Source organism: Thalassospira australica, assembly GCF_044790785.1.
GTDB lineage: Bacteria > Pseudomonadota > Alphaproteobacteria > Rhodospirillales > Thalassospiraceae > Thalassospira > Thalassospira australica_A.
Map to the genome: position 1 here is coordinate 2,401,426 of NZ_CP085258.1, position 26,075 is coordinate 2,427,500.

At 57.2% G+C, this 26,075-nt stretch carries 24 protein-coding genes and 1 rRNA gene (1 of these 25 running past the window's edge); 11 read left to right on the forward strand and 14 right to left on the reverse strand.

The genetic code is table 11. The annotated features are described in order from the left end of the window. Positions 1-51 precede the first annotated feature (51 nt). The 4 genes from yjfF to LG297_RS11525 all read right to left on the reverse strand — a co-directional run bounded on the left by yjfF (position 52) and on the right by LG297_RS11525 (position 4,727). A complete protein-coding gene (gene yjfF, locus LG297_RS11510; RefSeq protein WP_404420334.1) occupies positions 52-1,029 on the reverse strand; it encodes a galactofuranose ABC transporter, permease protein YjfF in 978 nt (325 codons plus the stop codon). Then, the gene (locus LG297_RS11515; protein WP_404420336.1) at positions 1,016-2,053 is read right to left on the reverse strand and encodes an ABC transporter permease; all 1,038 of its coding nucleotides are present in this window, start codon (positions 2,051-2,053) and stop codon (positions 1,016-1,018) included. Before LG297_RS11515 ends, yjfF begins: the two co-directional genes overlap by 14 nt. Positions 2,054-2,094: 41 nt before the next feature. Further along, the gene (locus LG297_RS11520) at positions 2,095-3,600 is read right to left on the reverse strand and encodes a sugar ABC transporter ATP-binding protein (RefSeq protein WP_404420338.1); all 1,506 of its coding nucleotides are present in this window, start codon (positions 3,598-3,600) and stop codon (positions 2,095-2,097) included. A gap of 176 nt (positions 3,601-3,776) precedes the next feature. Further along, positions 3,777-4,727 carry an ABC transporter substrate-binding protein gene (locus tag LG297_RS11525; RefSeq protein WP_404420340.1) on the reverse strand — a complete coding sequence of 317 codons (951 nt, stop codon included), beginning with the start codon at positions 4,725-4,727 and terminating at the stop codon, positions 3,777-3,779. A 205-nt stretch (positions 4,728-4,932) separates the two neighbouring features. On the opposite strand from LG297_RS11525, the gene LG297_RS11530 reads away from it, so the two are divergent. The 6 genes from LG297_RS11530 (at position 4,933) to LG297_RS11555 (ending at position 12,598) form a co-directional block, all read left to right on the forward strand. Beyond that, positions 4,933-5,925, forward strand: coding sequence for an aldose epimerase family protein (locus tag LG297_RS11530; RefSeq protein ID WP_404426951.1), 993 nt, complete (start codon positions 4,933-4,935; stop codon positions 5,923-5,925). 172 nt (positions 5,926-6,097) lie between these two features. Continuing rightward, a complete protein-coding gene (locus LG297_RS11535) occupies positions 6,098-8,854 on the forward strand; it encodes a winged helix-turn-helix domain-containing protein (protein WP_404420342.1) in 2,757 nt (918 codons plus the stop codon). A gap of 108 nt (positions 8,855-8,962) precedes the next feature. Continuing rightward, positions 8,963-9,535 carry a hypothetical protein gene (locus LG297_RS11540; protein ID WP_404420344.1) on the forward strand — a complete coding sequence of 191 codons (573 nt, stop codon included), beginning with the start codon at positions 8,963-8,965 and terminating at the stop codon, positions 9,533-9,535. Positions 9,536-9,846: 311 nt separating this feature from the next. Continuing rightward, entirely contained in the window at positions 9,847-10,668 is an 822-nt protein-coding gene (locus LG297_RS11545; RefSeq protein ID WP_404420346.1) for an alpha/beta fold hydrolase, read from the forward strand. A gap of 170 nt (positions 10,669-10,838) precedes the next feature. After that, complete coding sequence (locus LG297_RS11550) at positions 10,839-11,648, forward strand: SDR family NAD(P)-dependent oxidoreductase (RefSeq protein WP_404420348.1); 810 nt, start codon at positions 10,839-10,841, stop codon at positions 11,646-11,648. Continuing rightward, entirely contained in the window at positions 11,645-12,598 is a 954-nt protein-coding gene (locus LG297_RS11555) for an MBL fold metallo-hydrolase (protein ID WP_404420350.1), read from the forward strand. The genes LG297_RS11550 and LG297_RS11555 overlap by 4 nt, the downstream gene beginning before the upstream one ends. Before the next feature lie 9 nt (positions 12,599-12,607). On the opposite strand, the gene LG297_RS11560 is transcribed toward LG297_RS11555, so the two are convergent. The 4 genes from LG297_RS11560 to LG297_RS11575 all read right to left on the reverse strand — a co-directional run bounded on the left by LG297_RS11560 (position 12,608) and on the right by LG297_RS11575 (position 17,388). Then, positions 12,608-14,191, reverse strand: coding sequence for a gamma-glutamyltransferase family protein (locus LG297_RS11560; protein WP_404420352.1), 1,584 nt, complete (start codon positions 14,189-14,191; stop codon positions 12,608-12,610). 157 nt (positions 14,192-14,348) lie between these two features. Continuing rightward, entirely contained in the window at positions 14,349-15,674 is a 1,326-nt protein-coding gene (locus tag LG297_RS11565) for a TRAP transporter large permease subunit (protein WP_404420354.1), read from the reverse strand. 6 nt (positions 15,675-15,680) lie between these two features. Continuing rightward, positions 15,681-16,268, reverse strand: coding sequence for a TRAP transporter small permease subunit (locus LG297_RS11570; protein ID WP_404420356.1), 588 nt, complete (start codon positions 16,266-16,268; stop codon positions 15,681-15,683). 1 nt (position 16,269) lies between these two features. Further along, positions 16,270-17,388: a TRAP transporter substrate-binding protein gene (locus LG297_RS11575; RefSeq protein ID WP_404420358.1), complete on the reverse strand. Its 1,119-nt coding sequence runs from the start codon at positions 17,386-17,388 to the stop codon at positions 16,270-16,272. A gap of 359 nt (positions 17,389-17,747) precedes the next feature. On the opposite strand from LG297_RS11575, the gene LG297_RS11580 reads away from it, so the two are divergent. Next, positions 17,748-18,464: a GntR family transcriptional regulator gene (locus LG297_RS11580; protein ID WP_404420360.1), complete on the forward strand. Its 717-nt coding sequence runs from the start codon at positions 17,748-17,750 to the stop codon at positions 18,462-18,464. A 7-nt stretch (positions 18,465-18,471) separates the two neighbouring features. Here the strand turns inward: LG297_RS11580 and LG297_RS11585 are convergent, their stop codons facing one another. The 5 genes from LG297_RS11585 to LG297_RS11605 all read right to left on the reverse strand — a co-directional run bounded on the left by LG297_RS11585 (position 18,472) and on the right by LG297_RS11605 (position 22,086). Beyond that, positions 18,472-19,020, reverse strand: coding sequence for a DoxX family protein (locus tag LG297_RS11585; protein ID WP_404420362.1), 549 nt, complete (start codon positions 19,018-19,020; stop codon positions 18,472-18,474). Between the two features lies 1 nt (position 19,021). Then, complete coding sequence (locus LG297_RS11590; protein ID WP_404420364.1) at positions 19,022-19,777, reverse strand: putative DNA-binding domain-containing protein; 756 nt, start codon at positions 19,775-19,777, stop codon at positions 19,022-19,024. Next, positions 19,774-20,646, reverse strand: coding sequence for a DUF692 family multinuclear iron-containing protein (locus LG297_RS11595; RefSeq protein WP_404420366.1), 873 nt, complete (start codon positions 20,644-20,646; stop codon positions 19,774-19,776). The genes LG297_RS11590 and LG297_RS11595 overlap by 4 nt, the downstream gene beginning before the upstream one ends. A gap of 55 nt (positions 20,647-20,701) precedes the next feature. Then, on the reverse strand, positions 20,702-21,001 hold the full coding sequence (locus LG297_RS11600; protein WP_404420368.1) for a DUF2282 domain-containing protein: 300 nt from the start codon (positions 20,999-21,001) through the stop codon (positions 20,702-20,704). Positions 21,002-21,192: 191 nt separating this feature from the next. Next, positions 21,193-22,086 (reverse strand): LysR family transcriptional regulator, encoded by an 894-nt coding sequence (locus LG297_RS11605; RefSeq protein WP_404420370.1) that lies wholly within the window; start codon positions 22,084-22,086, stop codon positions 21,193-21,195. 186 nt (positions 22,087-22,272) lie between these two features. Here LG297_RS11605 and LG297_RS11610 point away from each other — a divergent pair, with 186 nt between their 5' ends. From LG297_RS11610 to LG297_RS11625, 4 genes are read left to right on the forward strand one after another with little or no spacing between them, the layout of a single operon-like run. Then, positions 22,273-22,632, forward strand: a complete 360-nt coding sequence (locus LG297_RS11610; RefSeq protein WP_404420372.1) for a c-type cytochrome — start codon at positions 22,273-22,275, stop codon at positions 22,630-22,632. A gap of 30 nt (positions 22,633-22,662) precedes the next feature. Next, on the forward strand, positions 22,663-23,115 hold the full coding sequence (locus LG297_RS11615; RefSeq protein WP_404420374.1) for a (2Fe-2S)-binding protein: 453 nt from the start codon (positions 22,663-22,665) through the stop codon (positions 23,113-23,115). Positions 23,116-23,117: 2 nt separating this feature from the next. Then, a complete protein-coding gene (locus tag LG297_RS11620) occupies positions 23,118-25,310 on the forward strand; it encodes a molybdopterin cofactor-binding domain-containing protein (RefSeq protein ID WP_404420376.1) in 2,193 nt (730 codons plus the stop codon). 35 nt (positions 25,311-25,345) lie between these two features. Further along, positions 25,346-25,945, forward strand: coding sequence for an intradiol ring-cleavage dioxygenase (locus LG297_RS11625; RefSeq protein WP_404420378.1), 600 nt, complete (start codon positions 25,346-25,348; stop codon positions 25,943-25,945). 113 nt (positions 25,946-26,058) lie between these two features. Here the strand turns inward: LG297_RS11625 and rrf are convergent. Continuing rightward, positions 26,059-26,075, reverse strand: a 5S ribosomal RNA gene (gene rrf / locus LG297_RS11630) (it continues 98 nt past the right edge of the window).

Here is a 26,075-nt window from a genome sequence, read left to right on the forward strand (position 1 = left end):
AGCCCTGCCGCCCCGGCCCGAATTTTACGCTATGACATGACCAGTTTCAGGTCATCCCGCCCCGGCCCGCATGCCCGAAAATGACCGGGTAATCAGGCGTTGCAGCACGATAAAGCCAAACAGAAGCGCCCCGATCATGATCTTGGTCCACCAGCTGTTAAGCGACCCGTCAAACGCAATCAGCGTCTGGATCACCCCCATGATGATCCCGCCAAAGAACGTGCCAATCACAAAGCCCATGCCCCCGGTCAGAAGCGTTCCGCCAATCACCACCGCCGCAATCGCATCAAGCTCCACCCCGACGGCCGCCAACGGATAGGCCGACGCGGTATAAAACGCGAAAACAACCCCGGCCAACGCACTGAAAAAGCCCGATAAAGTGTAAACCCGGATGATCGTGCCATCCACCGGAATGCCCAGCAATTCCGCCGACTGACGATCCCCGCCAATAGCATAGACATTACGCCCGAACCGCGTGTAATGCGCAATCACCACCCCGGCAATCACCGTGACCATCATCAGCAAGGCCGCCGCACTGATCCAGCCACGCCCGGGCAGCGGGATCTTGAAGCTGCCAAAACCCGATACGAACGGATGACTGATCGGCACGGAATCAAGATTGATCAAAAAACACATCCCGCGCAGGAAAAACATCCCCGCCAGCGTGATGATAAAGGGCTGGATATCGAACTTGGCGATAATCACCCCCATAAACGCGCCGAACGCCGTCCCGACCGCAATCGAAATCACCGCCGCGACCAGCGGATGTATGCCAAACCCGGTGACAAGCTCGGCCATCAGGACGCCCACAAAGGCAATCATCGAACCGACCGAAAGATCAATCCCGCCCGACAGGATGACAAATGTCATCCCGACCGCCGTAATGATCAGAAACGCATTATCGGTCAGAAGCGTACCCAGAACATAGGTATCGGAAAACGCCCGGTGTTCGACAATGCCATAGCCATAAAGCATCGCCAGCACCGCAAGCGTCGCCAGCAGCGGGTAATAACGCTCATTTATTTTCATCGGATTTTCCCCCTGCTTTCGATGCCCCGCCACGCAGTGCCTCCCAGCCCCTGCCAGCCAGTTCGCGTGATTTCGGGGCCTGTACCAGCAACACCACCATCACCACGGCAGCCTTGACAATCAGCGTATATTGCGACGGCAACCCCGATAACAAAATCCCCGTGGTCAGCGACTGAATGATCAGAACCCCGATCACCGTCATGCCGATAAAGAACCGCCCGCCCATCAGCGACGCGCCCCCGATCACCACCGCCAGAATGGCATCAAGTTCAAGCCACAAACCGGCATTATTGGCATCCGCCCCGCGAATATCGGCGGCAATGATGATCCCGGCAACGGCGGCACACAGCCCCGAAATCACATAGGCCAGAATCTTGATCCCGCGCGCGTCAATGCCCGCAAGCCGGCTGGCACGTGCATTGCCGCCAACGGACTCAACAAACAGACCAAGGGCGGTTTTGCGCATCACGCCATAAAGCGCGCCGATCACAGCACAGGCAATGATCACCCGCCACGGAATGCCCAGCAGATAACCGCTGCCGATCCCTTCGAAAAACGCCCCGTGAAAGGTCACGATCTGGCCACCGGTGATCATCTGCGCAATCCCGCGCCCGGCCACCATCAGGATCAGGGTCGCGATGATCGGCTGGATATCCAGATAGGCCACCAGCATCCCGTTCCACAGCCCGCAAAGCAACCCGGCCCCAAGGGCGGCCAGGATGATCACGGCGGGATGCAGATCGGTTTCACGGATCAGCACCGCCATGACGGCGGCCGAAATCGCAATCACCGACCCCACCGAAAGATCGATGCCCCGCGTCCCGATGACCACCGCCATCCCGACCGCGACAAGCGCGGTTGACGCGCTACGATGCACCACATCGACAAGCGATCCGTAAAGATGCCCATCAACGATACGAATATCAAAAAAGTCCGGCGATATGATCCCGATACCCAGAATAATCAGCACAAGGGCCGCCACCGGGCCGAACCATTGCCGGCTCAGCAAAGAAGATGCAGACATGGTGCTGCTTTCCCGTAATTTCTTTTTGTCCTGCAAACGCGTCATCGTGCAATCGCCCCGATGATTTTGTCCTGTGTGATTTCGGCACCGCGCAATTCGGAAACCTTTTCGCGGTCGCGCATCACCGCAACCCGGTCCGCAAAGGCCACGATTTCCTCAAGCTCGCTTGACGCCACCAGCAAGGCCAGCCCTTCGTCACAAAGCTCCTTGATCAGCCGGATGATATCGGCATGCGCACCCACATCAATGCCGCGTGTCGGCTCGTCGAGAATAAGGAAAATCGGCTTGGACACCAGCCAGCGTGCCAGAATGACCTTCTGCTGGTTGCCCCCGCTCAGTTGCCCGACCGGCTTTTCACTGTCCGATGTCGCAATGCCCAGCGCCTTGATCATCTCGTCGGCGGTTTTTTGTTGCTCCGCGCGGGCAATCGGGCGCAACCAGCCGCGCCGCCCCTGAAGCGCCAGTATGATATTTTCCCGCACACTCAGCTGGGCGACGATACCGTCCTGTTTGCGGTCCTCGGGGCAAAGCCCGAAACCCGCCCGGATGGCATGGCGCGGGGACCGTAACATCACCGGCTCCCCGTCAAGGAACACAAGGCCGCTATCGGCCTTTTTCGCCCCGAAAACAAGCTCCGAAAGCTCCGTCCGGCCCGACCCCAAAAGACCGGCAAGACCGACGATCTCGCCCCCCGAAAGATCAAGCGAAACAGGCTCCAAAACCCGCTTTTTACCCAGATTCTTGATCTGGATCTGGCGGCCCTTGCCGGTGAAATTGCTTTCATCCTGATGGCGGTGCGAACTGACTTCGGCCAATTCCCGACCCAGCATGTGATTGATCAGATCAATCTGTGCCAGTTCCTTGGTCACAAACGTGCCAACAAGCCGCCCGTTGCGTAGCACCGTGATCCGGTCCGTAATCGCGTAAACCTGATCCAGAAAATGGGTAACGAAAACAATGCCAAGCCCCTTGGCACGCAGTTCGTTCATGATGCGAAACAGGGTGCGGATTTCCTCGGCATCCAGGCTTGCGGTCGGTTCATCAAGGATCAGAACCTTTGCATCAAGCGCCACGGCGCGCGCAATCGCGATCAATTGCTGGATCGCGACCGAATAGGACCCCAGCGGCCGGTTGACATCGATATCAAGCCCCAGCGTCTCAAGCGCTGCCCTGGCCTCACTTTCGGTTTTCTTCCACGAGATAAACCCGAATTTCAATGTCTGGCGTTCCAGCATCAGGTTTTCGGCAACCGACAATGTCGGCACCAGATTGACTTCCTGATAAACCGTCGAAATGCCCAGCGCCTGTGCGTCGCCAGGATGGTTTGGATGGATTACCTGCCCGTCAAGCAGGACGGTACCGGCATCGCGCGGATGAACCCCGGTAATCACCTTGATCAATGTCGATTTACCGGCACCGTTTTCACCCAGAAGCGCGTGAATTTCACCGGATCGCAGATCGAAATCGACATCCTGCAAGGCTTTGACGCCGGGAAAGAATTTTCCCGCCCCGCGTACTGACAGCACGGATTGCGTCTTCTCAGACATGGATAGGCCCTCTCCCTTTATGTTCGCCGACTTCATGCATGCATCGCGCATGGCATGATACATCATGCCCCGATGCGTCCGAACGCACCCCCACCATCAGACAGGGATGCGTTCGGGCATACGCCGGTTACGCCGATCCAGCCGCACTGTAAGGCGTGCGGCTGGACGCAACGGCCTTACTTGCTGCGCTTTTCGTATTCTTCGGCAGCGGTATCAGGCAGATAAAGCGGACCATTGGCCTTGATCCATTTCGGTACTTCCTTGCCTTCTTTGGCAGCGGCAATCGCGTCAAAGGAAGGTCCGCCAAGGTGCGGGTTCAATTCGATGGTAGCATTGGTGTCGCCGTCTGCCATCGCCTTGAAGATATCGGGAACCGCATCGATCGATACGATCAGGATATCATCCCCCGGATTAAGACCGGCTTCCTTGATCGCCTGCACCGCACCCAGCGCCATGTCATCGTTATGCGCATAAACCGCACAGATGTTCTTGCCGCCATCTTCGGCTTTCAGGAAGCTTTCCATAACTTCCTTGCCGCCCGAACGGGTGAAATCGCCCGACTGGGACCGGATAATGCTGATGCCCGGGAAATTGCCGACAACGGACTCAAAACCTTCCTTGCGGTCATTGGCAGCCGACGAGCCAACAGTGCCCTGAAGCTCGACAACATCGCAAACGCCGTTGGTTTCCGCCGCCAGCCAAGCGGCCGCAAGCGCGCCTTCCACCACGAAGTCGGATGCGACCTTGGTCAGATACATGCTTTCATCGGCCGCAACCCCACGGTCGACCAGAACAACTGGAATACCGGCATCCTTGGCTTCCTGAAGCACCTGATCCCAGCCGGTTTCAACAACCGGTGCCAGCAGAATGCCATCAACGCCCTGGGCGATGAAGGAACGGACGGCCTTGATCTGGTTTTCCTGTTTCTGCTGCGCATCCGAGAATTTCAGATCAATGCCGCGCTTTTCCGCCTCGGCCTTGATTGATTCCGTCTCGGACGTGCGCCAGCCGCTTTCCGACCCGATCTGCGAGAAGCCGATCATCATTTCGGCCTGTGCCGCAAAGGACAGACCAAGTGCAACACCAAGGGCTGCCGTCGAAACCGCAAGCTGCTTGAGACTTTTCATTATTTCCTCCCTAAAGGCTGTTTTATTGCTAAAAGCCATATAGTAATACAATATGATTTGAAGGAACTCAACGGCCTAAATGCGCCTCCCCACTTTCGCGTAGAAAGCGTGGTTGACAGCGGATGAAAAAACCGCAAAGTCTAAATAAAACAGCAATTTGCAGATAAAACGAGGCGACATGTCGAAAAACCCGACAGCAATCCCGATGCCCCCGGCACCGGCAGGAACCCTGCAAATCAGGACCGCAAAAATGCGAATCCTGCTCTCCCCCTACGGGGCGCGCATCCGGGCGCTTTGGCTGAGAAATGACGACGGCACGGAAACCAATATCGCGATTAGCCTGCCCGATGATGATGCCTACGCCACCCATGACAGCTATATCGGCGCGGTATGCGGGCGCTATGCCAACCGCATTGCCAATTCGGCCTATATCACCCCGAATGGTGACCGGGTGACACTGGCGGCGAACGAAGGCCCGACACATCTGCATGGTGGCATCACCGGCTTTGACCGGCACGACTGGTCCGTCACGCGAAACACCGATCGTGAAATCGCCTTCCACCTCCAAAGCCCGGATGGGGACCAAGGCTATCCGGGGAATTTCGCGGCAACCGCGACCTATTCGATTGTCGCTGAAAATCGCCTGCGCCTTGAAATCACGGCAACCTGCGATCAGACCTGCCCGGTCAATATGACCAGCCACGCCTATTGGAACCTGACCGGGCGGTTTGATAAATGTGCGGCCCTGCATATCCTGCAAATCGATGCCGATGCCTATCTTCCGATTGATGATCGCCTGATCCCGCTTTCGGGGCGCAAGGATGTGGCGGGAACCGGTTACGATTTCAGAAACCCCAAGGGAATTGCGCAAAACCTTCTGAATGCCGATCAGGGCTTTGATCACAATTTCTGCCTCAATGGCACACGCGGCACCCTGCGCCCCATCGCCACCCTGTCAGATCCCGACAGCGGTCGAATGATGAAACTGTTCTCGACCGAGGCCGGATTGCAATTCTACCTCGCCCAGCATTTCACCGACGCCATGAAAACCCCGGACGGCAAAAACCTTCACAAATCCGGCGGCATCGCCCTCGAACCCCAAACCTTCCCCGACAGCCCCAACCGCCCGGACTTCCCGAGCCCGTGGCTCAATCCGGGCGAGACATATAAGCACGTGATTGAATGGGAATTCTCGTAACAACGACAGCTCCTGCCTCCGGCTCATGGTCATTCAAATATCATCGAAAATTGTATGACGCAGCGCGATAGCGCGCTGGTGTAAAACAACTTTTGTGATACCTTATAGTCATTCCATTTGAGAAACCCATCTGGAGGCACACCTCGCGGAATGTCCGCAGGGTGATCGTTGCGTGGAAGAAGAGCTTTCGTTCGGCCCCTTCACGTTCTTGCCTGCCCGACGCGCTCTTTTGCGTGATGGCAAAGCCGTGCCTGTTGGCAGCAGGGCCATGGATATCCTGCTCTATCTGGTTTCCAATGCCGGTGAATTGCGCACCAATGCCGATATCGTCAATCATGTCTGGCCCGACACGTTTGTCGAAGAAGCCAATCTGCGGGTACATATATCCGCCCTGCGCAAAGCACTCGGAGACACCAAACAGACACCAGGCTTCATCGCCAATATTCCCGGACGCGGATACACCTTCATCGCAACAGTGCAACACGGCACAAAATCGCCATATACTGACAACAGAAACAGTTCGCATGCCGATAACATCATCACGCCGACATCCGATATCCTCCCGACTCGCTTTCCCGTTGTCATGCCAAGGCCTTTATCGCGGGTTTTTGGTCGTGATCAGCTGATTGAAAGCCTGACAGAACAATTATCCATCTCTCGGCTGCTGACCATTGTCGGCCCGGGCGGGATTGGCAAATCGATTGTCGCCCGCGCGGTCGTGGCGAACGGAATCGCCCCCGAACACACGATCTGGATTGATTTGTCGGCAGTCGAACTTGGCAATCTGGTCCCGACCGTCGTCGCATCGGCAATCGGCATCCAGCCACACAGCAACGATATCATCGGTGAAATCGCAGCCAACCTGCATTCTGGCAAAGCCGTTCTGGTTCTCGATTGCTGCGAACATCTGATCGAAAGTGCCGCAAGCTTTGCCGAGGAACTCCTGGACCGGGCACCGGTTCTTCGCATTCTCGCAACCAGCCGCGAACCGCTGCGGGCTTATGGGGAACGGGTCCACCGCATTCCCGCCCTTGACCTGCCGGAAGTCAAAGATACCGCGGCCGCCCGGCAATCCCCGGCAGTGCAGTTATTCATTGAACGCGCCGACGGGTTCCTTGGCGGCTTTACCCCCGATGACGCCGATCTCGCGCATATCGTTGAAATCTGTGCCCGGCTGGACGGTATTCCGCTGGCGATTGAACTGGCCGCCGGACGGCTTGAAACCATCGGGCTTGAATCCCTTGAAAAATCACTTGCCGACAGTTTTCGCATTCTGACACGCGGCCGGCGCACGGCCCTGCCCCGTCATCAGACCCTGACCGCGACCCTGGACTGGAGCTATATGATCCTGTCCGCCGCGGAACAACGCGCACTTCGGGAATTGTCCGTTTTTCGCGGGCCGTTCACCATTGATAGTGCCAGTGCGATCCTAAGCAATGGCGATGCGCACGATATTCTTCCATCGCTTGTGGCCAAATCGCTGATCGTTGCCGATGCGGCCCCCGACGAAACCCGTTATCGCCTGCTTGATACCACGCGCCTTTATGCCCTGCAAAAGCTCGAGGACGAAGGCGAAAAGACCCCGGTCATGCAAAAATTCATCTGCCATCTTTGCGACATTTACGATGGCAAGAGCTACGAGCTTTCGGCCACCGCACGCGCCAGACAGGAATATCAGGATTTCCAGCAGGTCACGAGTTTAAGGGTCGCCCTGCAATGGGCCTTTGGTGATGATGGCGATCCGGTACTTGGCGCACGATTGACGGTGGTGGCCCTGCCGCTGTTTTTCCGCCTGTCGCTTCTCGATGAATGTCTGAGCCACGTGACGCAGGCGCTGGCATATCTTGATGCCAAACCCGGACGTGACGAACGCAGCCGCATGCAGCTTTATGCCGCACTGGGCTGGCCGCAATTACGTGCCATCAATGCCCCGGAACATGGCATCGCGGCATGGTCCACCGCCCTTGCCATTGCCGAGGATCTCGGCGACCTTGACTATCAGCTTCGGGCGATCTGGGCATTATGGGTCGATGCCATCAACCGCGCGGAACCAAGGCTTGGACTTGAACTGGCCGAAAAATTTCAGAAACTGGCGCAAACGTCACCCGATATCGCAGACAGGGTCATCGGAGAGCGATTGCATGGTGCAACACTGCACTGGTTGGGGCAGCACAAGGATGCGCAAGGCATCCTGACCAAAATGCTTGCCGATTACGAGGCCCTCTCGGCAGGTCAGCATTCGATCCGTTTCCAGTTTGATCAGAGGGTGACGGCCATTGTCATTCTGGCGCGTATTTCATGGGTTCTGGGCGACACGGATGGTGCGCTTGGCAAGATTTCCGAAACCCTTGAATATCTGACAGACATTTCGCACGATATTTCGCTCTGTACCCTTCTGGCCGAAGCAGGCTGCCCGATTGCCATTCTGTCAGGCAAACATGATCTGGCTGCCACCTATATCGCGCAATTGCGCGACCATACCAAGGCGCTATCGCTTGATGTCTGGCACTGTTATGCGGACTGTTTCGATGCGGAACTGCATCTGATTAATGGCCGGCCCAGCGATTGCCTGCACCTGATGCAATCATGTCTTGCGACCCTGCAACATGGTGGCTTCGTACTGTTTCAATCCTATTTCCAATCCGTCATGGCACAGGCACAGGAAGCTCTTGGCGATTATGACGCTGCAATCAAAACAATTGATGCCGCCATTGCCGGTTGCGCGCAATCTGGCGAAAAATGGTGTCTGGCCGAACTTCACCGGGTACGCGGTGCGATCCTGATCCGCCACAACACCCAGAACAGTCTGGAACAGGGACGCACCAGCCTGACACTTGCATTGGAACTCGCCCATCAGGATGGCGCGATCGGCTGGGAGAACCGCATCCGCAGGGACATGGCCGCATTCGCCCTGTGCCAGACCGCATAATGGCCTGAATCCGGGCATCTATCGTCTCCAGATTTACAACGATTTACAACTTGCAACTCGCTGAATGTCTCTGATCCGCGGATCATATCCCGGAGGAGGAGACCATCCATGGACCAGAATTTTCCCGTCCGCTTTTTAATGATAATCGCCGGGGATGAAGATGACGCGATCCGCAATCATCGTCTCGACATCATCCGGATTGCCCCGGCCTATTATCTGTTCCGCGACATGCCGGCCGAAGTCGTTCTGGCATCTCCCGGTGGCGGGTTTCCGGCAATAACCATCACCCCATCCGACCACGTGGAAGCCCATTCCACCGCCGTCAGAACCGCAATGCTGCGATTTCAATCAGACCGCGCTGCCCGCGAAGATATCGCCGATACGTTGCGTCTGGATCAGGTCGCGGTCTGCGATTTTGTCGCGGCCTTCTGCGTCGGGTTTTCAAGTCACATCTGGAACGATGAAAGTCGCGGCCTGTTGCCCGTTTTGCAAGCTTTCCTTGCCGAAAAAAAGCCCGTCGCCCTCATTGACGCCGACGATCTTCAAATCACTGCAAACGACGCCGGACGCGGACTTTTGATCATCGGTAATTCCGATGATTCCCCGTCGCTTGCCGCCTGCGCGATGATCCGGATTGTCAAAGAAAAGCTCGGTCCGCGATTGCCGCCCCTGCCTGACTGACTATCAATGCAAAGCAGCCGAAATTCCGATTTGCATCAATTTACGACGCTTAACTCGTTTTCCCGACCGAACTCCATCACGCTGATTTCATCGAAGGACAAACGCCCACCATCAGAACGGCATCGGCACCGCATCAGAAACGATAGATCAGCAGGAGCAGATATCATGAACGAACAGTCAAACGCATTTTCGATGGAAACATCACGGCGAAATCTTCTTTTGGCGGGCGGGGCGGCAGTCGCGGCCACCGCACTTCCCAAAATGTCCTTTGCCGCAACCGATCCAAACCCGACAAATCAGGAGCACAGAGCATGTCGTTTATCAAAACCAGGGATGGCACTGAAATTTTCTACAAGGACTGGGGCAAGGGCCAGCCGATCCTGTTTTCTCATGGCTGGCCGTTATCGGCCGATGCCTGGGATGCCCAGATGGTGTTTTTTGGCCAGCAGGGATATCGCGTAATCGCCCATGACCGCCGCAGCCACGGTCGTTCCACCCAGACCTGGGATGGCAACAATATGGATCAGTATGCCGACGATCTGGCCGAACTGATCGAATATCTCGACCTGAAGGACCTGATCATGATCGGCCATTCGACCGGCGGCGGCGAAGTGGCGCACTATCTGGGCCGTCATGGTACCAAGCGCGTTGCAAAGGTCGTTCTGGTCGGGGCCGTTCCGCCCCTGATGCTGAAAACCGACAAAAATCCTAACGGTTTGCCGATGGATGTGTTTGATGGCATTCGCAAGGGCACGCTTGAAGACCGGTCACAATTCTTCCGCGATGTGACCATTCCGTTCTATGGCTATAACCGCGAAGGCGCGAAAATTTCCGAAGGTGTCCGCGAAAGTTTCTGGGCGCAGGGCATGATGGGCGGCATCAAGGGCCAGCTTGACTGCATCCGCGAATTTTCCGAAGTCGATTACACCGAAGACCTTCGCAAGATCGATAAACCCACCCTGATCGTGCATGGCGATGATGACCAGATCGTTCCGATCATCGCATCCGCGCTTGAAAGCTCGAAAATCGTCAAGGGATCGGTTCTGAAGATTTACGAAGGTGCTGATCATGGCCTTTCGCAAACCCATACCGAACGTTTCAATCATGACGTTCTCGAGTTCATTCGGGCCTGACATCCGTTTTCGATGATTGTCTGACCCGTCACGCAGAACAGAACCGCCTTCCGGGGCCGGATTGATGCCCCCCGCCAATCCATCCCCGGAAAACGGCCCGATCTGCCTTCGCCCTTATCAACCGTAATTCGCATTAATCGTTTCAAACCTCAGAAAGCAGGAGCCCCATCATGTCAAAGGGAACCGCACTTGTTACCGGTGCCTCGTCGGGCATTGGTGCCGTTTATGCCGACCGGCTTGCCAAGCGCGGCTATAACCTTGTGCTTGTTGCACGCAATGCCGCACGTCTTGACCGGCTTGCCACCGATATTTCCGCGCAATATGGCGTCGCGGTCACAGCCTTTCCGGCGGATTTGACCGATCATGACGATCTTGAGAATGTCGTCGCACGGCTCGCCACCGGCGATGACCTGACACTGGTTGTCAATTCGGCCGGCATTGGCCCGAATGCAAACGTTCTGGCCTCCGCCCCGGACAGCCTGCGCCAACTGGTGTTTCTGAATGTCGATATCTTGCACCGGTTAACACTTGCCGCCGCGCACAATTTTGCTGATCGCGGTCGAGGTGCCATCATCAATATCGCATCGGTCGTGCCGCTGATGCCTGAACGTTTCAATGCATCCTACTGTGCCAGCAAGGCCTTCGTCCTGTCACTGACCCAGTCACTGGCCGCCGAAATCGGCCCGCGCGGGGTGCAGATGCAGGCAGTTCTTCCGGGCTTTACCCGCACCGAACTTTTCGAACGCGCCGGGCTTGATATCAACATGATCCCGCCGGAAATGATGATGGATGCCGGTGATATGGTCGATGCCGCCCTTGCCGGCTTTGATCAGGGTGAATTGATCACCATCCCGTCCCTTGCCGATCCGGCGATGTGGGATGCCATGGAAACGGCCCGCCATGCGATTGCCCCGTTCCTGTCCCTCGCCCAACCAGCACCGCGTTATGCCAACCGCACCAAAACAGGTGAACCGGCATGACCCGCACGGCATTTCCCCCGATGCCGGTCACACGGCGAAATTTCATGATCGGTACCGCTGCGACCTCGGCAATCGCCGGAATATCCCTGTTTTCGCGCAGGGCATTTGCCGCCACCGACTTTTACCGGTTCCGTCATGGTGCCTTTGACATCACGGTACTGAGCGACGGCTTTCTCACTCTGCCGGTCGAAATATTGCTTCCCGATGCCAGCAAGACAGAACGACAGGCCATCCTGCACATGATGGGTGGGGATGCCCAAAGCGCCCCGGTACATACAAACATCCCCCTGATCCGGTATGGCGATGACCTGATCCTGATAGACACCGGATCGGGTGGCAATTTTCAGCCAAGTGCCGGAATGCTGGAACACAACCTTGCGACCATCGGGGTCACGCCAAACGATATCACCAAGGTCGTTTTCACCCACGCCCATCCCGACCATTCCGGTGCAACGGTCACCGCAGACGGCAATGTGCGTTATCCCAACGCGGATTACTTCATATCCGAAGCAGAATGGATGTTCTGGACCGACCGCAATTTCGAAACCCGCATGCCAAAGACACTGCATGGCTTTGCCGCGGGCGCAAAACGCGACCTGTTTGCGATCAAGGATCGCCTGAACCTTGCCCGGCCTGGTGATGAGATCGTCCCAGGCATGCAGGTCATCGACACCAAGGGCCACACACCGGGTCACATCTCGCTCGAACTGGCCGGTGATGACAACCTTCTGATCACCGGGGATGCCTGCACAAACGACATCATCTTTTTTGCCCATCCCGGATGGCATTTCGGCTTTGACACTGACCCGGAACAGGCCCTTGCAAACCGCCAGACACTGCTTGATCGCGCCGCTTCGGAAAAGATCAGGATGCTGGGTTATCACTGGACCTATCCCGGCGTCGGCCACGCCGAACGCCACGGCAACGCCTACCGGTTTGTTAAGGCCTGAATAATACGATTAAAGCCCCGCAACCACCCCATCCGCCCGCGGATCGGTGGCCCCTTCCATAACCCCATTGGCGCGCAGCAAAACGCCGCCCGCATGACCCATCATATCTTCGAAATCACCCACCACCTCAACCGCATGACCGGCTTTTTCAAGCTGCGTGATCAGGGCCGGATCAAACCGGTTTTCGAGTTTCAGCGTCGTGGTTTCCGCCCCCCATGTCCGACCCAGCAGCCAGCGTGGCGCTGTGATGGCCGCCTGCAAATCCTGTCCGAACAGGACATTGCGGGTAAACACCGCCGCCTGCGTTTGCGGCTGTCCCTCGCCCCCCATGGTGCCGTATGTAAGGACATCGCCATTGCTCAGCCGCGCCATCGCCGGATTGAGCGTATGGAACGGTAACCGGCCGGGGCCGAGCTGGTTGGGGCCGTCATGCAGTGTAAAGCTCGCCCCGCGGTTCTGCCACAGCACCCCGGTTTCGGACACCACAACGCCCGATCCGAATTCCCAGAAAATGCTTTGGATGTAACTGACGACCGTGCCGTTTTTATCGGTCGCCCCCATCCAGATCGTATCGCCAGGCTTGGCGATATGCGGCCAGGGCAGCGCGGTTTTCATATCGATTTTTGCCGCCTCGGCATCCAGCATCGCATCGGTCAGAAGCGACATCGGATCAATATCCATCCGGCTCGGATCACCGATATGGGCATCGCGCTTGATAAAGGCGCGTTTGGTTGCCTCGATCACGCCATGGATATGATCAAATCCCTCGCCCGCCGTCACACCCAACCGGTCAAACAGGCCAAGGATCATCAGCGACGCGGCCCCCTGCGTTGGTGGCACCATATTGAAAACGGTCCCGGTCGAAAGCTTCACCGTAAGCGGCGTCATGGTTTTGGCGTAATAGTCCTCGAAATCGGATAACCGAAGCGGGCTTCCCACCGCCTCAAGCCCCTTGGCATTGGCGCGCGCGATATCGCCACGGTAAAAATCATCAAGCCCGACGGCACCAAGCCGCTCCAGCGTTGCGCCAAGAGCCGGCTGCTTCAACACATCGCCGATTTCGGGCACGCCATTCGCGGCATAGGTCGCAACATAACCCGGCGCACCCAGAAGTTCCGGCAGCTTGTCGCGCGTCAGTTCATGCTGCGATTTCGTGATCGGCACACCGGCCCGCGCATGATGTACCGCATCGGCCACAAGGCGCGCCATCGGCAATGTACCGCCCAGTTTTCGTGCGATTTTTGCCGCCTCCATCCAGCCGCCAATCGCCCCGCCCACGGTCAATGCCGCCAGCGGCCCGCGCGCCGGGATTTTGTCATGCCCAAGGTCACGGTAAAATTCCGGGCTCGCCAAACCGGCCGCCCCGCCGCACGCCCGGATCGCCACCGGGTCGCGGCCCGCCTCCGCAATCAGCCAGAACCCGTCACCACCAATCGCATTCATATGCGGATAGACAACCGCAATCGTGGCGGCCGCCGCAATCATCGCCTCGACCGCGTTGCCACCCTCGCACAGCACATCGCGCCCGGCCTGGGCAGCCAGATGATGCGGGGCCGTGACCATCCCGCCAAGGCTTGTTCTGGTTCTGAGCATTATGGGGCCTCCTGATGGCGCAAAAATCTTTGGCATGCCGTGTGTCCGGCATACCCTGTTGTTCTTCGAAATCTATCGCGAGTTTCCGGGATGTATCAGGCGATTTTCACATCGTGGACAAATCGCCTGATATTTCGGATCAGGACCTACCTGTTGCCTACCAGCCGATAAGATCCGGCAACCAGCTTGTCAGCTCCGGGAAGATGAACAGCAGCACAAGGGCCAGTGCCTGAATACCAATAAACGGAATGACCCCGCGATAGATATCCATGGTCGACACCGATTTTGGCGCAACGCCCTTAAGGAAGAACAGCGCCCAGCCAAAGGGTGGCGTCAGGAAGCTGGTTTGCAAATTCATTGCCACAAGGATCGCAAGCCACGCCATGTCGATACCGCTATTCATAAACACCGGTAAAAACATCGGCAGCGCGATATAGGAAATCTCGATCCATTCAAGGAAGAACCCAAGAACAAAGATCACCGCCATCATGAACAGAAGGTTGCCCATATCACCACCGGGCACCCATTCAAACATGGCATGCACCAGCCCCTCGCCGCCAAGCCCGCGGAATGCAAGGCCGAATGGCTGCGCACAGATCAGGATGAAAAACACCATCGCACTGGTGATCAGGGTATCGCGCAACACATCGCGCATCACCCCGAAATTAAGCCGCCCGGTGAAAAGGGCGAGGATCAACGCGCCAAGGGCCCCCATCGATGCGGCTTCTGTCGGGGCGGCAATCCCGCCAACAATCGACCCCAGAACCGCAAAAACAAGTGCCAGTGGCGGCAGCACGACCTTGGCGATCTTGAGCATAAGGTCGCGGGTCGCCAGCGCATCGCGTTCATCCTGCGGGATGGCTGGCACCATGTCGGGTTTGAAAATCCCCAGAAGGACAAGATAAAGTGCGAGCATCCCGGCAAGAATAAGCCCCGGCACCATCGCCGCCGCAAACAGCGTCCCGACGGATTCACCGAGAATATCGGCAAGCAGGATCAGAACAAGGCTGGGCGGGATGATCTGGCCCAACGTGCCCGATGCGCAAATCACACCGCACGCCACCCCCTTGTTATAGCCGCGATTGATCAGCGGCTGTAACGACAGCAAGCCGACCGTCACGACCGTCGCCCCGACCACGCCCGAAGACGCCCCCATCAGAACCCCGACAATCACAATCGCAAGCCCCATGCCGCCGCGAAGGCGGCCCATGGCATGGCCGATCACATCAATCAGCTCTTCGGCCAGTTTCGACTTTTCAAGCATCACCCCCATGAAGATGAAAAGTGGCAGGGCCAAAAGCGTATAGTTGGTCACAACCCCGTAAATGCGCGCGGGCAGCAGGTTGAAAAGCCCGGTGCCAAATCCCAGAATGCCAAAGGCAAAACCGGAAATCGCAAGCGATATCGCCACCGGCACCCCAAGAACGAGGAAGCCGAAAAAGCCGCCGACCATGCCAATGGCCAGCCATTCATTACCAGTCATGTTCGATTATTCCCCAGGCACTTCGGTGGCGGTTTTATGGGTGGCGTATCCGGCATCGTCCGCGGCCCGGGTCGCACCAGTCACCTGCCGGAAATTGATCAGGGCCTGCGCAATCGCCTGCACGAACAGCAACCCGAACCCGACCGGGATAAATGCCTTCAGGACAAAACGATATGGCACCCCCCCTGGATCGGGCGATCCTTCACCCATCATGATCGACTGGTTCACATAGGGAATGGCAAACCAGATGATCGCCGCACCAAGAATAAGCATGAGGATCGCCGAAAACAGATCAATCATCGCGCGGGCCCGGTCACTTAGCCGGTCATAAAGGAAATCGACCCGTACATGGCCGCCGTGCCGCATGCCATATGCCATCCCCAAAAGGGCAATCGGCGATACCAGATGCCATTCAAGTTCCTGCATGGCGACACTGCCGGTATTGAACACATAACGCAGCAACACATTGCCGCCGACCACCAGAACAAGCGCAAGACCGCTTAACGCGGCCGCCCATCCGGCAAAATCGACGATATATCCCAACACACGGTCGGGAAGCGGTTCAGGAAGTGGCTCAGTACGGGTCGAATTCATGTCAGCTCATCCCGTCTTTGGATGAAATGATGCCGTGATAGGGCTTTTCACTCACCGCCGCCCATTCCCGGTGGGTATCGCGGAACGCCATGAATGCGTCATGGACCTTTTTGGTCAGCGGATCCTTGGCGGCTTCGGCTTCCAGCGTGTCGTTGGTGATACCTTTAAGTTTGTTGACCACATCATCGGGCAGGGTCTGGGCAATCACGCCCTCGTTTTCGACCAGATCACGAAGGGCTGCGGCATTGTTGGCCTCGCACCAGGAATGACTGTCAAGGTTGCACGCCTGTGCGGCGTTTTTGACAATCGCCTGAAGATCGGCCGGAAGGCTTTCCCATGCTTTCTGATTGATCAGAAGCTCGGTCACGTTGGACGGCTCATGCCAGCCGGTGGTGTAGTAATATTTCGCCGCCTTCTGAAGGCCCAGACGCCGGTCCTGATACGGGCCGACAAACTCGGCTGCATCAATCACGCCACGTTCAAGGGCCGGAAAAATCTCGCCGCCCGGAAGCAGCTTCACCTCGACCCCGATCTGCTGATAGACCTTGCCGGCAAGGCCCGGAATACGCATCTTCAGACCGTTGAAATCATCAAGGGTTTCAATCGGCTCGCGGAACCAGCCGGTCATCTGAACGCCGGTATTGCCCATCGGAAACGCAATCAGGCCATAGGGCTGATACAGCTCATGCCAAAGCTCAAGCCCGCCCGCATGATACAGCCACGCATTCATGCCCTGGAAATTCAGGCCGAACGGAACGGTGGTAAAATACTGTGCGGCAAAAATCTTGCCCGCCCAGAAATAGGCATTGGCGGCATTCATTTCGACCGTACCGGCCTGAACGGCGTCAAACCCTTCAAGCGCCGGGATCAGCTCTCCGGCAGCAAAATGCTGGATGTTCAGACGCCCGCTCGACATTTCCGTCACACGTTTGCAGAAATCCTCCGGGCTGCCCGGGCCGGTCACGTAAAACGGCGACCCCGGACCATAGGCATTGGTCATTTTCCAGTTGAAGCTCTCCTGGGCACGCGCGATATGCGGCGTGGCAAAAACAGCCGCCCCGACTGCTGCCGTGCCGAATGCCGACTTCGTCAGAAAGTCGCGTCTTTTAAGGTTGGTCATCGGTGTCTCCCTGATAGAGAAAGCGCAATACGCGGATAATATCATCGAACGGATCTTGGCCCGCATTGTGTATACACAGTGCAACCGACGTGCCATCTGTTATATTTCAATAGCTTGACTGATTTCTGACCTTATCAATCCCTCTTTTTCTGTTTATTTTTTAATCATATTGAATTGCTGCATTGCATATATGCATATTAATTAAACATATTGCATGTGATCGCCGGGGCACAAATCCCGCACGCGACAGTTGCGCTTGGATTTTACGGGAAATATCATGTATACATCGGTTGTATAGGGTGCCCTGAAAGAGCCCCGGAACATCAATCAACAACATGATCAAAGGGTCGAAACGGCACATGATCCATCTGCAGCAAGCCCCGCAACCTTCGCCCGAACCGGTCGGCATTGCGCAAAAACTCTGCCAATCCCTCGAAGACGATATTGTTACCGGCGTGCTCGTTCCCGGTGCCCGGCTCGAAGAAACCCAGCTTGCCAGACGCTTTGGCGTGTCACGCACCCCGGTCCGCGAAGCCCTGCAATTACTGACCGCGACCGAACTTGCCGAGAAAATCCCCAATCGCGGGGTTTATGTCTCGCTGGCAACGCCCGAACGCCTGACCGCAATGTTTGAAAGCATGGCCGAACTCGAAGCCACCTGCGGGCGGCTTGCCGCCAAACGCATGACAAGCGGCGAACGCCACGCACTGGAAGAACTGCATCACGAACTGGCCCATGCCATGCGTGCGGGTGACAGCCCGGCTTATGAAAGCCAGAACCGCGAATTTCACAACGCGATCTATGCCGGAACCCATAATGACGTGCTGGTCGAAGTCACCCAGGCCGTGCGTCGACGCGTTGCCCCCTTCCGCCGGGTGCAATTCAACAGCCTGCCCCGCCTTGCCTCCTCGCACGAGGAACATCAGGGCATCGTCGATGCCATCCTGCGTGGCGATCACAAGGCAGCCGAAGAACTGCTTTACGCCCACATCATGTCAGTCCATGACGTCAGTCAGGAATATCTGGCGACACTTCGCGCCGAAAGCGACCATCGCGCGCTTCTGATCGCCAAATAAAACAACCTCATCCGTCGCGCACCCGCCGCCCCAGAACATGATCAAGAGACACAACACCCGCCCCTTTGATCACCAGCATCAGCAACACAAAAACCCACAATATCCGCTGATCGATCAACTGGTCGGGCAGACCGTCAAACAATGCGCCCGCCGGGGCACCGTGGGCTGTGATATCCACCACGGTCTGCACCATCACAAACCCGATCATGCCAATCGCGCCCAAACGCGTAAACAGCCCCAGCACGATCAGAACCGGCAAAACAAATTCCGCCAAAGTTCCGGCAATCACGATGATATGCCACGGGAAAAACGGAATGGCGGCGGTATCATATAAATACTGATCGGCAATCGACGGCACGATCTGCGCAAACGCCCCGGCACTGGGGAAGCTATCGCCCGCCACCTTGGTCATCGCGCTGTTTAAATAATAAGGCAGCAAAATCGCGGCAAACCACACCCGTGCCGAAAGCCCGATGAACCAGCCATCGGTTCGTGCTTCCAGATCACCAAACAGGTTGGCATGCAGGCCGATCATTCTTTTGATTACTGTTTGCATTTTATATCTCCCTCAAACCGGCAAACGCCCCGGCGGCAATCAGTTGGGCAAAGCCCGATGTCACATCAAATTGCGGATCGCGTGCGATTGCCGCGTCATAAGCATCGGCAACCGTCCTCCCGTCCAGAAGACACCGGGCAAATACCGTGCCCGCGTCATCCAGCACGATCTGGCGCACCGTCATGCCTGGCCGCGTGATCAGGACATTTTCCGCCTGCTGCACAATCGGGGCGGCTTGCGTGCTGTCTGCCTGCTGCCGCACCCAGATTGCATGGATCGGAAAGGCTGAGCCCACCAAACGGCACGCGCTACGCGCCACAAACCGGCAGGCCGCCAGATCATCCCCAAAAACCGCAAGTGCCCCGGCATCAAGCACCGCATCATCGGCTTCATGCAGCACCTCAAGCCTTGCGCGCTCCAGCCTGGCAATATCGGAAAGATACGGCACTGACGCCGCCGCATCGAAACCATCGACGAAATCGGCAAACCCGGCGCCATAAAGCGCAAGCGACCCGGTGCGTGTTTTCTCCGCCCGGAAAAAGCCCTGCGCCATCGCCCGGAAGAAATCCTCCCCCACCAGCTTCGCCACCACCGGATGGGCCGCCATCAACGCATCACCAAGCCCGCGATGGACATTGTTGCGATAAATCGCAAACCGTCCCGCCATCGCCGGATCAAGGCCCACGGGCCGCGCCGACGGATCGCCCGCCATCAACGCGCGGGAAAATTCCACCTGAAAGGTCTCAACGTCGCTCATGACGCCACCCGCAAGGGGTCAGCCCCCGAAAACCGCGCAAGATGCCGATCCGCAAGTTCCGCCTCAGCCCGAAGCGTCGCCCAATCAGGCACATCATTATCCCATTCAATCAGGGTCGGCCGCGCGCCAATCCGCGCAATCAGTCGATCAAACAGCGCCCAGACCGGATCGGCCACCGGGCGTGAATGGGTATCGATCAAAACCGTCTCATGGGTATTCGCATCCGCCTCATGCCCTGCCAGATGGATTTCCCCGATCAGATCACCGGGGATCGCATCGACATAATCGCTGGCCTCAAAGCCCAGATTGCAGGCAGAAATGTAAATGTTGTTTACATCAATCAGAACCCCGCAGCCCGAACGTCGCGCGGCCTCTGTGATAAAGTCGATTTCCGGGATCGAGTTTTGCGGCAGCGCCAGATACGAGGTCGGATTTTCAATCAGGATTTTGCGCCCTGCTGCCGTCTGCACCTCGTCAATCGCCTCAACCAACTGATCAAGCGACTGTTGCGTCATCGGTGTCGGCAAAAGGTCGGCCATATAAAGCCCGTCATGGCTTGACCATGCAATATGTTCCGACAGCATGGCGGGCTCAAACCGGTCCACCAGACGCTTGAGATCGGCCAGATGACGGGGATCAAGCCTTTCCCCGCCGCCAAGCGATAATCCAACCCCGTGCATCGAAACCGGATACTCCGCGCGCAATGCCTCAAGCACCGCCAGACGCGGCCCGCCCGCGACCATGTAATTTTCCGGATGGATTTCAAACCAGCCGACCTGTTTCGGTTGCCCGAACACATCATTGGCATGTTCGCCCTTGAAACCGACACCGGCCCGGTTTGGCAATCTGCTGCTTTGGCTGTTGATCATAGCAAGCTCCCGGAAAAAGGATGCCGACCCGCATTGGCGGATCGGCATGATCACATCAGGATTTCGGAAGATCGCGATCAAGCGCCTCAAGGCTGCCCATAACCTCTCGGCCATCCGCCGTCGTAAAGCTCATATCCTCGCATGTCCCGGCCGGAACCAGCTTCCAGGCATTGCCCTGATAATCGACCTTCGACGTGCCCGCACACGTGGTGCCCGGCCCGGCCGCACAGTCATTCTGCCCGGCAAGCGATACGCCAAAACATTTTTCCTTGGCCCCCTGTGCCTGCGCCGGGGTAACCGCCGCAAGCGAAACCGCGGCCGAAAGTGCTGCACCCAATACAAATGCGTTTTTCATGATGTCATCCTTCTTGCGTGAAACCTGATCGCCCGTTTGACGATGTTTCAACCCTAAGAGGCAACCCCGGGATGGTCACTGCACCTTTCGCACACGCCGCATCAAACGGCTGTGAGAGAAAAGGCACATACTCTCACGCTGGCGTGATCAGGGGCGGCACCGCATCACACTTAGAGGCCGGATGACTGCCGTTATATTTTTCGCGCTTTAAGGAAATCGATGAAGGCTCTCAGGGCTGCGGGCATATGCCGTTTGCTCGGATAATAAAGCGACCAGGGATTGATATAGGGCGTCCAGTCATCCAGAAGCTGAACAAGCCTTCCTGCCTCAATATCCGGTCGGGCAAAGTCGATCAATGTCCACGAAAGCCCGACACCGGCACAGGCCGCACGCACCGCATGATGGGCATCATTCACCGTATAGGGCCCATCGGGGGTCAGCGTGTATTCCTCTTCCCCCTTGCGAAAACTCCAGTCAAAGATATTGCCACTGGGAAACCGGAACCGGATGCAATCATGCTCCACCAGTTCCTTCGGGTGGCCGGGTACGCCGCGCCGCGACAGATAATCCGGTGATCCCGCGACGATATAACGAAGCGCCCCGCCAATCGGCACGGCGATCATGTCTGCATCGATATCGCGGCCAAACCGCACCCCGGCATCAAACCCCTCGCCCACCATATCGACCCGGTTGGCATCCGAAATCAGTTCGACCGAAACACCGGGATACGCTGCAAGGAATTCCGGCACCACCGGGGCCAGGACGAATTCCACAGCCGGGGCCGGTGCATTGATGCGCAAACGCCCGGTTACATTGCCATGCTGGGTTTTGGTCGCCTCGACCGCACTTCCAATTGTCTCGAACGCAATCGACAGCTTCCCCAAAAGCTGCTCCCCCGCCTCGGTCAGGGCGATGCTGCGCGTTGTCCGGTTCAAAAGCCTGACGCCAAGCTGTTCCTCAAGGTTACGCAGCGCCTGACTCATCGCCGGTCCCGACACCCCCCGGTCAATCGCCGCCTTGCGAAAACTGCCCGCCTTTGCAATCGCAACAAACGCTTCAAGATCACCGAAATTCAGCTTCTTCATGGCTCTGCATCAAACCCTGTGCATGGAAGGTGCCGAAAGATACTGGTTCACCCTCCTTGATCGATTAGAAACATCAACTTACCAGTTCAATAAGAATTATAGCAATTCTCTTATTGATCCTCATCCCGTAGCCTTCTTTGGCGCAGATCGCCCTTCCCGTAAAGAAAACGCCAAGGACGACGATATATGAAACTCCCGACAATCCTCCTGTCTGCCGGCATCTTCCTTTTCCCGATTGCCGCGCATTCCCAACAACCCGATGGCGAACGGCTGTTTCGGCTGCGCTGTGGCGGCTGTCACGCGCTTGATGCTGGTGAAAACCGCACCGGCCCGTCCCTGAACGATATCACCGGCAAACCCGCAGCCCGCCTTGACGGTGTCCGTTACTCCGACGCGCTGCGCCAGTCCGGTCTGATCTGGGATTCCGAAACGCTCGATGCCTTTCTGGCCAATCCGCGCGACGTCGTCGCGGGTACCAGAATGACCATCCGCGTGCCCGACCCGGCCCAGCGCGCTGCGATCATCGAATTTTTATCCACGCAATAACCAGCACTTCACGCATAAGAGGAGAGACCGATGCCCTCCCTGAACGTCAATGGCAAGAAAATCGACTTCGCCGCGCAACCTGATACTTCGCTTCTTTGGGTCCTGCGTGAACATCTTGGCCTGACCGGCACGAAATTCGGATGCGGGGCGGGCATGTGCGGTGCCTGCACGATCCATATTGATGGCGAGGCAACCTTCGCCTGTCAGATGCTGGCCGAGGATGCCGTTGGCACCGAAATCACCACCATCGAAGGGCTTTCGCCCGACGGGACCCATCCGTTGCAGAAAGCCTGGATCGCCGAACAGACCCCGCAATGCGGTTACTGCCAATCGGGGCAGATCATGCGCGCCGCCGCCCTTCTCAACAGCACGCCAAACCCCTCGCGCGCGGAAATCGTTGATTGGATGGCGGCCAATATCTGCCGCTGCGGGACCTATCCGCGCATCATTCGCGCCATTGAACGCGCATCGAAGGAGGCATGACCATGACCCCCATCTTCAATCCGAACCGCCGCGGCTTCCTGATCGGGTCCGGGTCACTGGGATTTGCCCTTCTGGCTGGCGGCAGCGTCAGCATTTTCGGACGCAACGCCATCGCCGCCCCCCACCATGACGTCAATGCCTGGATCACGATAACTCCGGATGACACCGTCACCCTGCGTTTTGCCTCCACCGAAATGGGTCAGGGTGTGATGACCTCCCTGCCGATGATTCTGGCGGAGGAATTTGACGCCGACTGGTCAAAAGTCACGGTCGAGCAGATCAATCAGGGTCCGCTCGAAATATATAGCAACCCGAAGACAGGCGGCATCCTGTTTACCGCCGGCAGTTCGTCGGTCGAAGGATATTTCACCAAGCTTCGCCTTGCTGGCGCACATGCACGGCGCATCATGCTCCATAGCGTCGCACAGGCATGGAACTGCCCGGTATCGGAACTCGTAACCGATGCCGGAACCGTCATTCACCGTCCCAGCAACCAGACAATATCCTATGGCCAGATCGCGGCCCTGAATGACATCGTCACCGACGTACCCGACATAACCGAGGCCGACCTCAAACCGCGCCGGGACTGGCGCATTATCGGCCAGAATGTCGGTCGCCACGACATTCCGGATAAAACCCGCGGCGAAACGAAATATTCCATCGATGTCCGTTTGCCGAACATGGTCTACGCCACCCAGCTTCTCGCCCCGGTCGAAGGCGAAACACCCGTTGCAATCGATGACACCGCAACCCGCCAGACAAGCGGCGTGCTTGATGTCATTTCACTGGAAAACAGCGTCGTTGTCGTTGCCGACACGCTCGAATCATCCCTTGCCGGGCGTGATCTTCTATCTGTCACATGGTCGGAAACATCCCCCTTCCGCGCTGCCAACAGCGATCAGGAACTCGCCGAACTCAAATCCGCGGCAGAAGATCTGTCACATCCCGCCACGGCTTGGGAACGTCGCGGCGATGCGCCTGCGATGCTTGACCGCAATAGTGCCAACTTCATAACCGCCACCTACACGACCGAACATGTCTATCACGCCCAGATGGAACCCCTGTGTGCGGTCGCCAATGTTGACGCCGATGGCACCGGGGCCGAAGTCTGGCTCGGCACGCAAAGCCAGACTCTGTCCATCATGGCCGCGGCTCAGGCACTTGATACAACGCCCGACAAAATCCGTTTCAACGCCATGCAGATGGGCGGTGCCTTTGGCAGGCGGACCTTTTTTGCCCGCGATCTGCTCAAGGATGCGGTTCTGGTTTCGCGGTCCGTCAAACGACCGGTCAAACTGATCTGGACCCGCGAAGATGATGTCAAAAACGCATGGTTGCGCCCGGCAACCGCGCATCACCTTTCTGCCACACTGGATGCCAACGGCGATGTCACGGCACTGCGGCACCGCGTTGCCAGCCCCTCGATTTTCAAATTTGCCGCCCCACAGCGCTGGGCCACGGCCAATGGTCGCGATCTGCTCGTCAAGGAAGGAACCGAAAGCACCGATTACGCAATCGATGATTTTCTGGCCGAACATGTCCTGATGGATCGACAATCCCGTGTTTCCGCATGGAGGGGTATTGGCTGGGCGATCAATTGCTATGCCCGGGAATGTTTCATTGATGAACTTGCCCTCACAGTCGGCAAAAATCCGGTCGATTTCCGACGCCGGTTGCTGCGCAACAGCCAGCGGGGGCTTGCCGTCCTTGAAGAAGCTGTCCGCATGTCGAATTTTGGCAATGCTCCGGCGGGACGCGCACATGGCCTTTCCTTTGCCGGTTACAAAACAACGCTGGGTGCGGGCGTCGCCGAAGTTTCAAAGGACCCTGATACCGGCTTTGTCCGCGTTCACAAATTCTGGGCTGCGGTTGATCCCGGTATTGCAATCCACCCGAACAACTGTATCGCCCAGATCGAAGGCGGCATCATTTTCGGCCTGTCCGGTCTGATGCGCGAACGCTCAAGCTTCACCAACGGCGAAATCGATCAAAACAATTTCTATGATTATGAACCGATGCGGATCGATGCAGTCCCGGAAATCGAGGTCAGTCTCGTTGAATCGGGTGCCGCGCCGTCAGGGGCCGGTGAAATCGGCGTGCCCATGACCGGTGGTGCCGTCGCCAACGCCTTTCGCACCCTGACCGACACGAAATTGCTGCATATGCCCTTCGCTACCCAATCGGCCCAATCCTGATGCCCCCGATCCTGATGACAAAGGTGCCACGCAAAATGACCACCCGCAGAAACATCATCAAACAGGCCGCTTTAAGCACATCCCTGCTTTTTCTGCCTCCGGGGCTGGGCTTTGGGCCGGGCCTGGCGCGTGCCGATCAGAAAATTCTTGATCGCACGCCCGCCTGTCATGATGCCCCCGAACCCACCCCGTCAACCTTCGAAGGCCCCTATTTTTCGCCCCAAAGCCCCGAACGTACCGACATAACTGAAAACCGGAATGCCGGGACGCCTTTCGTGGTCGGCGGCTATGTCCTGCAACAGGACTGCACGCCTGTTCCCGACGCCCTGATCGAAATCTGGCAGGCCGATGATCAGGGCCGCTATGACAACCGTGGTTATTATCTGCGCGGCCATCAGAAAACCGATCAAAGCGGTCGCTGGACCTTTGCGACAATCATGCCGGGTCTCTATCCCGGGCGCAGCCGACATATCCATTTCAAGGTACAGGGCCCGGATACTGATGTCCTGACAACGCAGATATTCTTTCCCGGCGATGCCCGAAATGATGACGATTATCAGTTTGATGCGCGCTTGCTGGTCACACTTGACAACAGCAAATCCCCGCTGACAGGTCGGTTTGATTTCGTTCTCTAACCGGCGGAAATTCCAATCTTTTCTTCTCCCAAAACGACAAAACCCCTGACCGATAAAGGTCAGGGGTTTCATCAAATCGTTGAACAGGGAATATGTTGATCTGTGTTTAGAAGGCCCGGCGGTGACCTAC